Source organism: Azospirillum himalayense, assembly GCF_042657465.1.
GTDB lineage: Bacteria > Pseudomonadota > Alphaproteobacteria > Azospirillales > Azospirillaceae > Azospirillum > Azospirillum himalayense.
Map to the genome: position 1 here is coordinate 756 of NZ_JBHSLC010000125.1, position 827 is coordinate 1582.

1 pseudogene is annotated in these 827 nt (G+C 71.7%); it reads right to left on the bottom strand.

Annotated features, from left to right (window positions below):
• Window positions 1–827, bottom strand: a pseudogene (locus tag ACFPMG_RS35340) (oxalyl-CoA decarboxylase); the annotation flags it as partial.

Consider the following 827-nt stretch of genomic DNA (forward strand, 5'->3'; position numbering starts at 1 on the left):
ATTGGCTCCCTCGTTGACCAGCAGAGCGTCCGGCCGCTCCTGCACCACCCGGCGCAGCGCGCCCAGCGCCCCGTGGAAGTTCATCGGTGAGGCGTTGCTCATCAGCTTGGGCGCCATCTTGGCGATGTTCGCCTCCTTGCGCGCCGACACCGCCCCCGTCCACTCCGCCGGCGGCGGCGTCCAGCCCTTGGCCATCCCGGCGGTCAGCGCCGACACGCACGACCCGATGTCGCCGACCAGCGGCGCCACGATCGCCACGTTGCTGTCCATCTCGCGCGGCTCGATGTCGATCTGGATGAAGGTCTTCGACCCCGGCTCGCCCCAGGTCTTGCCCTTGCCGTGCGACAAGAGCCAGTTCAGACGCGCGCCCACCAGCACCACCACGTCGGCGTCCTTCAGCACCATCGAGCGCGCCGCCCCCGCCGACTGCGGGTGGGTGTCGGGCAGCAGACCCTTGGCCATGCTCATCGGCAGGAACGGGATGCCGCTCTTCTCGACCAGCTCGCGCACCGCCTCGTCGGCCTGCGCGTAGGCGGCGCCCTTACCCAGGATGATCAGCGGCCGCTTGGCGCCCTTCAGCACCTCCAGCGCGCGCGCCACCGAGTCCGGCGAGGGCAGCTGCGCCGGCGCGGCGTCGACCACCTTGACCAGCGAGCGCGCGCCCTCGGCGGCGTCCATCACCTGCGAGAACAGCTTGGCCGGCAGGTCGAGGTAGACGCCGCCCGGACGGCCCGACACCGCGGCGCGGATCGCGCGGGCCACGGCGATGCCGATGTCCTGGGCGTGCAGCACGCGGAAGGCCGCCTTGCACAAAGGCTTGGCGATGG